Annotated in this window: 5 protein-coding genes and 1 pseudogene; 3 read left to right on the top strand and 3 right to left on the bottom strand. The window is 73.2% G+C overall.

Translation table 11 applies throughout. The features are described from left to right. Positions 1–178: 178 nt before the first annotated feature. Positions 179–1,861, top strand: a pseudogene (ctaD, locus tag BU52_RS31840) (aa3-type cytochrome oxidase subunit I); the annotation flags it as partial. Here the strand turns inward: ctaD and BU52_RS34420 are convergent. From BU52_RS34420 to BU52_RS31855, 3 genes are all read right to left on the bottom strand, one after another. After that, entirely contained in the window at positions 1,746–2,786 is a 1,041-nt protein-coding gene (locus BU52_RS34420; protein WP_078903557.1) for a helix-turn-helix transcriptional regulator, read from the bottom strand. The pseudogene ctaD and the gene BU52_RS34420 overlap by 116 nt on opposite strands. A gap of 83 nt (positions 2,787–2,869) precedes the next feature. Then, complete coding sequence (locus tag BU52_RS31850; protein ID WP_037941115.1) at positions 2,870–4,168, bottom strand: ABC transporter substrate-binding protein; 1,299 nt, start codon at positions 4,166–4,168, stop codon at positions 2,870–2,872. After that, on the bottom strand, positions 4,137–4,709 hold the full coding sequence (locus BU52_RS31855) for a hypothetical protein (RefSeq protein ID WP_037941124.1): 573 nt from the start codon (positions 4,707–4,709) through the stop codon (positions 4,137–4,139). Before BU52_RS31855 ends, BU52_RS31850 begins: the two co-directional genes overlap by 32 nt. 130 nt (positions 4,710–4,839) lie before the next feature. On the opposite strand from BU52_RS31855, the gene BU52_RS31860 reads away from it, so the two are divergent. Both BU52_RS31860 and BU52_RS31865 read left to right on the top strand, forming a co-directional pair. Continuing rightward, positions 4,840–5,319 (top strand): hypothetical protein, encoded by a 480-nt coding sequence (locus BU52_RS31860; RefSeq protein WP_037941116.1) that lies wholly within the window; start codon positions 4,840–4,842, stop codon positions 5,317–5,319. A gap of 12 nt (positions 5,320–5,331) precedes the next feature. Then, positions 5,332–7,198: ABC transporter permease subunit (locus tag BU52_RS31865; protein WP_037941118.1), on the top strand; the 1,867-nt coding region annotated here is incomplete at its 3' end.

A 7,198-nucleotide genomic window follows, 5' to 3' on the forward strand; every position in this document is an offset into this window, starting at 1 on the left:
TTCTCCGCCGCGCATGACCGCGGAAACCCGCGCGCACACAACACACTCGTTTCCCTCACAGGATCCGCCACGTCCCTCTGTCGGAGCGCGCACGCAGCGAGCATCATGGCGTGGGGCCCGGGGTACCTGTGGCGCGGGCTCCGGCGGGCCCGGCGCGCGACGAGCGAAGGGGCGAGCGATGGGGACGCAGACCGTGCGGGCCACGGAGCGGCCGACACGGCAGCGGCGCGGCCGGGTGGTGATCGACTGGCTGACCACCACCGACCACAAGAAGATCGGCCACCTGTACCTGATCACGTCGTTCGGGTTCTTCCTGATCGCCGGCGTCATGGCGCTGGTGATGCGTGCCGAGCTCGCCCGGCCCGGACTGCAGATCGTGGACAACCAGCAGTTCAACCAGATGTTCACGATGCACGGCACGATCATGCTCCTGCTGTTCGCGACGCCCAGCTTCGCGGGGTTCGCCAACGAACTGATGCCGTTGCAGATCGGCGCACCCGACGTGGCCTTCCCGCGGCTGAACATGTTCTCGTACTGGCTGTTCCTCTTCGGCGGCCTCATCGTGCTCGGGTCGCTGCTGGTGACCGGGGGGCCGGCGGCCTTCGGCTGGTTCGCCTACGCACCGCTGAACAGCATGCAGTACTCCCCCGGTCCCGGCCCCGATCTGTGGATCATGGGGCTCGCTCTGTCCGGCTTCGGCACGATCCTCGGCGCGGTCAACTTCATCACGACCATCATCGGGATGCGCGCCCCCGGGATGACGATGTTCCGGATGCCGCTGTTCACCTGGAACACGCTCTTCACGTCGATCCTGATCCTGCTGGCCTTCCCGGTGCTCGCCGCGGCGCTGCTGGTGCTCGAGGCGGACCGGCGGTTCGGCTCACAGGTCTTCGAAGCAGCCCACGGCGGGGCGCTCCTGTGGCAGCACCTGTTCTGGTTCTTCGGCCACCCCGAGGTCTACATCATCGCGCTGCCGTTCTTCGGCATCGTCACGGAGATCATCCCGGTCTTCAGCCGCAAGCCGCTGTTCGGCTATCTGACCCTGGTCGGCGCCACCATGGCCATCACCGGCCTGTCGGTCGTGGTGTGGGCGCACCACATGTTCGCCACCGGTGCCGTGCTGCTGCCCTTCTTCTCCCTCATGAGTTTCCTGATCGCGGTGCCGACGGGCGTGAAGTTCTTCAACTGGGCCGGGACCATGATCAAGGGCTCGCTGTCCTTCGAGACGCCCATGCTGTGGGCGACCGGATTCCTGGTGTCGTTCCTGTTCGGCGGGCTGACCGGGGTGCTGCTGGCCTCTCCCCCGCTGGACTTCCATGTGACGGACTCGTACTTCGTCGTGGCGCACTTCCACTACGTGGTCTTCGGCACCGTCGTCTTCGCGACCTTCGCCGGGTTCTTCTTCTGGTGGCCCAAGTTCACCGGGAAGATGCTCGACGAGCGGCTCGGCAAGATCCAGTTCTGGACGCTGTTCATCGGCTTCCACACCACGTTCCTGGTGCAGCACTGGCTGGGCGCCGAGGGCATGCCGCGCCGCTACGCCGACTATCTGGCGGCGGACGGCTTCACCGCGCTCAACACCCTCTCGACCATCGGCGCCTTCCTGCTCGGCCTGTCCACGCTGCCGTTCCTCTACAACGTCTGGAGGACGGCCAGGTACGGCGAGAGGGTCCAGGTCGACGACCCCTGGGGCTTCGGCCGCTCCCTGGAGTGGGCGACCTCGTGTCCGCCGCCGCGGCACAACTTCACGACGCTGCCGCGGATCCGTTCGGAGTCGCCGGCGTTCGACCTGAACCATCCCGAGTACGCGGCCGTGACGTCCCAGCCCGAGCCAAGGAGCGAGCAAGCCGGTCATGAGCCGCTCTGAGCGCGTCGATCAGCCCGGCCGGCTCCAGCACCTCGAACTCGAAACCCAGCAGCATCACATGGACCACCATGACGTCGAGACTCCCGGCCCCGGTCCGCAGCAGGCAGGTGTCCGGGGTCTCCGCCTCCAGCGTCCCCGTGGAGGGCGGGATCCGGCCGGCGGCCTCCTCGAGGGGCGCCAGCAGGCGGATCAGGGCGTGTGCGGCGTACGCGCGCGTCGAGACGCCCCGCGAGACGTAGGCGGCGAGGTCCTCGGCGGGCGGCTCGCGGGGGACGGAGCGCGGCCCGTGCGGCGGCCTGGGCGTGATGCGGTCCGCGCGGAAGGTCCGCCAGTCCCCCCGGTCGAGGTCCCAGGCGACCAGGTACCAACGGCGCTCGGAGCACACCAGGCGGTGCGGTTCGACGGTGCGGCGGGTCGGCGTGCCGTCGTGTCCCCGGTACTCGAAGCGCAGCCGCTCGGTGTCCCGGCAGAGGGCGGCCAGCACGGTCAGCACCGCGGGGTCGACGACGTCGGTGCCCGGGCCGCGCAGCATCGGCACGGTGTAGGCGTTCAGGGCGCCCACGCGGCGGCGCAGCCGGTGCGGCAGCACCTGTTCCAGCTTGGCGAGGGCCCGTACGGAGCTCTCGCCGATCCCCTCGACGCCCTGTCCCGCGGCGGTGCGCAGCCCCACGGCGACGGCCACGGCCTCCTCGTCGTCCAGCAGCAGCGGCGGCAGTTCCGCGCCGGCGCCCAGCCGGTACCCGCCGCCGGTGCCCGGGCCGGCGTTGACCGGGTAGCCGAGCTCGCGCAGCCGGCCCACGTCCCGGCGCAGTGTGCGGGTGCTGATCCCGAGCCGGCCGGCCAGATCGGCGCCGGACCACTCGCGGTGGGCCTGCAGCAGGGACAGCAGACGCAGCAGACGTGCCGAGGTCTCCACCATGCGGCCAGTCTGCCCGCCCTTGCGGACGGTCGCTGTCCGCAAGGCTCCCCTGCCGCGGGGGCGAAACGGGCGGCGGACCTGGGTCAGGGCTCGTAGGCCAGTTGCGGCACCCTGAAGCAGGTGCGGTTCATGTCTCCCTGGCTGACCCAGCCCTCGCCGTCGCGCCAACGGGCCACGGACAGGCAGGTGGTGCCGGTCTTCGGCGGCTCGGGGGACGGCGTGAACGAGACGGGGAGCAGCAGTCCGCCCGCGGTGTAGCCGTCGGCACGGCTCACGTGGGCGTCGACGCACGCGCGGGTGACACCCGTGTCCGCGCAGGACGTCGCCGCTTCGGTGAACCAGCGCGCGGCGGCCCAGCCCTCCAGCTGCCACTGGGAGTGGCTCCTCAGGCCCGCGGTGGCGTCCCGGAAGGCGCGGACGGCCTCGTGGCCGGTGTCCTCGAAGTTCCGGCTGGAGCCGGTCGCCCACAGGGCGTTGCGGCAGCGCGGTGCGTCCTTGTAGTCCCGGGCGACGGTCGACGTCCAGTTCTGCACGTTGGTGACCTTGGCGGTGACCCGGGCGCCGACGTCGTCCATGGCCTGGCACAGACGGGCGTTGCCGTGGCCGTCGATGGCGTCGAAGACCAGGTCGGCGCCTTGTTCCTTCAGGTCGGCGGCCACCGCGCGGAAGTTGGGCAGCGCGAAGTCGACCTCTTCGGTGACCACCTTGTAGCCCTCCGCCCTCAGGCCGCGCTCGACGAGGCGGGCGTAGGCGGCGGACGCGGACTGGTTGTAGGAGACGACGGCGGCCGTGCGGGCCCCGTGCTCGCGCTTGAAGTAGCGGTAGACCTCCGTACCCCCGTACAGCTTGCCGTCCCAGCCGGGGGTGCCGTTCCTCGGGGCCTTGCTGCCGTAGATGCCGTAGAGGTGCGGATAGGTGTCGTAGGCGGTCCCGATGGGCTGGCCACCGATGTCGGGGACGCCCGCGCGGGACACGCGGGAGGCACCCGCGTAGTCCAGGACGGTGGTGGCCACCAGCGCGACGACCTTCTCCTCGTCGACCAGCCGGTGCACGCACTCGTTGTTGCCGACACCACTGCCGCCGTCGTCGCACGGCCGCACCTCGACCCGCCGGCCGTCGATGCCGCCGTGCGCGTTGAGCCGGTCGAACCAGGCCCGGGCGCCGTCGCGCGGGCCGGTGAAGGCGCTGCCGCCGACCGGACTGGTGGCACTGGTGACGATGCCGACGCGGATCGGCTCACCCGCGTCCCGGCCGGAGGCGGGCGGGCGGCGGTCGCCGGTGAAGTCGCTCTCCGGAAGCCGGCTGCCGCAGGACGCGGTCAGCACGAGCAGCAGGACCGCGGCGAGTGCGCTAGCAGCCCGGGACTGCCGGGGCCGAACCATCGCCGCTCAGTCGCACCAACGCGCACAGGGACTTGACGGACACCTTCCAGGTGCCGTCCTGCTCGACGGCGGTTCCGGAGGCGTCCGGGAGGGCGGTGGCGCCCTCGAGAGTCAGGACGTACGTCACGTCCGCCTCGGTCGGTGAGGTGAACGCGACCTCGGTGACCCTCGCCTGGACCTGTCCGACGCGCGGATCACCGCTGAACGCCTCGAGCACGGGGCCCATCATGTCGCCGTTCTCCAGGACCGTCTTCTTCTCGTCCAGGGAGGTCTCGGGGTTGAAGAACTTCTCCCAGTTCTGCCGGATCTCCTCTTCGGCCGCGGCCCGGTCCGCGGGCGCGGTGCCCGGTGCGCTCGTCGTCCGGTCCGCCGGCGACGTCGGGGGCGGGCTGTCGGCGCCACCGCCGTCGTCGCCGCACGCCGTGAGGGCCGGCCCGAGGACCAGCAGCAGGGCGGTGGTGTACGCCGTGCCCCGACCCACCGTGCGTGGGCCGCGTCCCCTCGTCGCGTTCCCCCGCCTGAGGTCGCTGCCGAGAACCATCTGGCTCACCAATCGGGTGTCGGTCCGGGCCATGTCCGCCCGGTGCTTTCAGGGTCGGCTTCCAGGGGGCATAGTGCAAGCCATCGCCCGGCACGGACAGGCACACGGACGACCCCGAGGGGTGGGAGCCATGACGCGGACAGCCCGGCTGCGAGGCGCCCACCCCGTGCTGTGGGCGGGCTGGGCCGCGCTCGCCGCCGGCGCGGTGCTGTGCGTCCTCGGCTGGTACGGGGTCTCGGGCGAGCGTTACGCCGAACGGCAGCTGCCCTACCTGGCCTCCTGCACGGTTCCCGGGGCCGCGCTGATCGTCGCCGGGGCGGTGCTGCTCACCCATGCCCGGGGCGCGGTCGCCGCCTCCCGCGTGGATGAGCTGTACGACCTGCTGGTGGCCGCCGGGCCGGCCGGCCCCGACGCGTCCGGGCGGCCGGCCGGCGCGCCGGTCGCGGTCGGCGGGGAGCTGCTGAGGGTGCCGGGCGGCACCCTGTGGCACCGCGCGGACTGCCCCCTGGTGACGGGGAAGGCGGAGGCGGTGCCGGTGGACACCGGGCTGATCGCGAGCGGTGAGCTGGGGCCCTGTCCGATCTGCGAGCCGCCCGAAGAGACCGGCTGACGTGCGCCGCCGATGTCGTCGCTGACGTACGACCTCACGCTGGCCGGTCTGTCGGTGGGCGCCGCGGCGGCGCTCACCGGGATCGGCCTGATCGTGACGTACCGGGCGACCGGTGTGCTGAACTTCGCGCACGGTGCGATCGCCATGGTGTGCGCGTACGTCCTGCGCGACCTGGTGGTCGAGAGGGGGTGGCCGCTGTGGTGGGCCGCCGCGCTGACGCTGCTGGTGGTGGCTCCGGGGATCGGCGTGGCGCTGGAACGGTTCGTGTTCCGTCCGCTGTCCGTGCTGGGGGGCGACCCGGCGCGGACGCTGGTGGCGTCCATCGGGGTGTTCGTCCTGCTGGTGGGCGGGGCGGCGCTGGTGTGGGGGCAGGGCGCGCGGGACGACGCCCCGGTGCTGGTGGGGGCGGAGCCGTGGGGGCAGCTGGCGGTGGTGGCGGTGCTGGCCGCGGGGGTGGGTGCGGTGATCCGCCGGACGCGGTTCGGGCGGGAGCTGCGGGCCGTCGTGGACGACCGGCACCTGGCCGAGCTGGCCGGTGTGGACGCGGACCGGGTGGCGGCCGCGGGCTGGGCGTTCGGCTCGTTCACTGCCGGTCTGACCGGTGTGCTGCTGGCGCCGTACGTACGGCTCGACCCGTACGGGCTGCCGCTGCTCGTCATGGAGGTGGTGGCGGTCGCGGTCGCCGCCCGGATGCGCGGCCTGACGGTGGCGGTGGTCGTCGCGCTGGGCATCGGGGTGACGCAGAGTCAGCTGACCCGGCTGCATCCGGCCGGGTGGGGCGAGCCGCTGCTCCAGGCGGTGGGGGCGAACCTCTTCGTCGTGGCGTTGCTGATCGCCGCGCTGGTGCTGCCCGGGGTCGGCGCGCGTGACGCGCTCCCGGGCACGGCCGGCAGGCGGGTGCACGCTCCGCCGGGCGCCTGGATCGTGGCCGGGGTGCTGTTCCTGCTGCCGCTGGGCTTCGCGGGGAACGATCTGCACACGGCGGTGCAGGTACCGGCGCTCGGGGTGGTGCTGCTGTCGCTGGTCGTGGTCACCGGCCGGGGCGGGCAGATCTCGCTCGGGCAGGCGGCGTACGCGGGTCTGGGCGCCCTGTTCACCGCGCTGCTGGCGGCCGGGCGCCTCCCGGGGCTGCCCCGTCTGCCGGAGCTGGCCGCGCTGGCGGTGGCGGTCGTCCTGGTCGCCCCGCTGGGCGTGCTGACCGGCTGGCCCGCGATCGGCCGCCGGGGACTGGCCCTGGCCCTGGCGACGTTCGCGTTCGGGGTCGGGGTGAGCCGCTTCGTCCTCGACCAGCCGTACGCCACGTCGGGGCTCTCCCTCGGCCGGCCGGCGGGCTTCGACGGGGACCGCGCGTACTACGTCCTGGAACTGGTGCTGCTGGCGTGCGCGCTGGCGGCGGTCGGGGCACTGCGCCGGGGCCGTACGGGCCGTGCCCTGGCGGCGATGCGGGACCACGAGGCCGGGGCGCGGGCGGCGGGCGTGCGCGTACCGTCGCTGAAGCTGCTGGCGTTCGTCACCGGGGCCGCGCTGGCCGCGCTCGGCGGCGGCATGCTCGGCATGGGGCTGCGCGCGTTCGACCCCGCCGCGTACGACCCCGTGCGGAGTCTGCTGTGGTTCGCCGCGGTGGTGGTCCTGGGCGCGGACAGCACGCTGGGCGCCCTCCTGGCGGCGGCGCTGCTGGTCGGCCTGGACGCGGGCACGCACGGGGGCGTGGCAGCGGCCGTGATCGGCGTCCTGGCGCTCCTGACGGGCCGCTTGCCCGGGGGTCCGCCCAGGGGTCCGCGCGGACCGGCGGAGCGGCCGCGCCGGGCCGGGGCACCGCGCCGGCTGACGCCCCTCGGCGCCCGGCTGCGCCACCGGCTGCGCGGCCCGGAGCGCTCAC

Source organism: Streptomyces toyocaensis (genome assembly GCF_000725125.1).
GTDB classification, from domain to species: Bacteria; Actinomycetota; Actinomycetes; order Streptomycetales; family Streptomycetaceae; genus Streptomyces; species Streptomyces toyocaensis.

Excerpts from the sequence above, each read along its gene's own strand:
- BU52_RS34420 (WP_078903557.1), bottom strand. The coding sequence starts at position 2,786 with ATGGTGGAGACCTCGGCACGTCTGCTGCGTCTGCTGTCCCTGCTGCAG.
- BU52_RS31850 (WP_037941115.1), bottom strand. The coding sequence starts at position 4,168 with ATGGTTCGGCCCCGGCAGTCCCGGGCTGCTAGCGCACTCGCCGCGGTC.
- BU52_RS31855 (WP_037941124.1), bottom strand. The coding sequence starts at position 4,709 with ATGGTTCTCGGCAGCGACCTCAGGCGGGGGAACGCGACGAGGGGACGC.
- BU52_RS31860 (WP_037941116.1), top strand. The coding sequence starts at position 4,840 with ATGACGCGGACAGCCCGGCTGCGAGGCGCCCACCCCGTGCTGTGGGCG.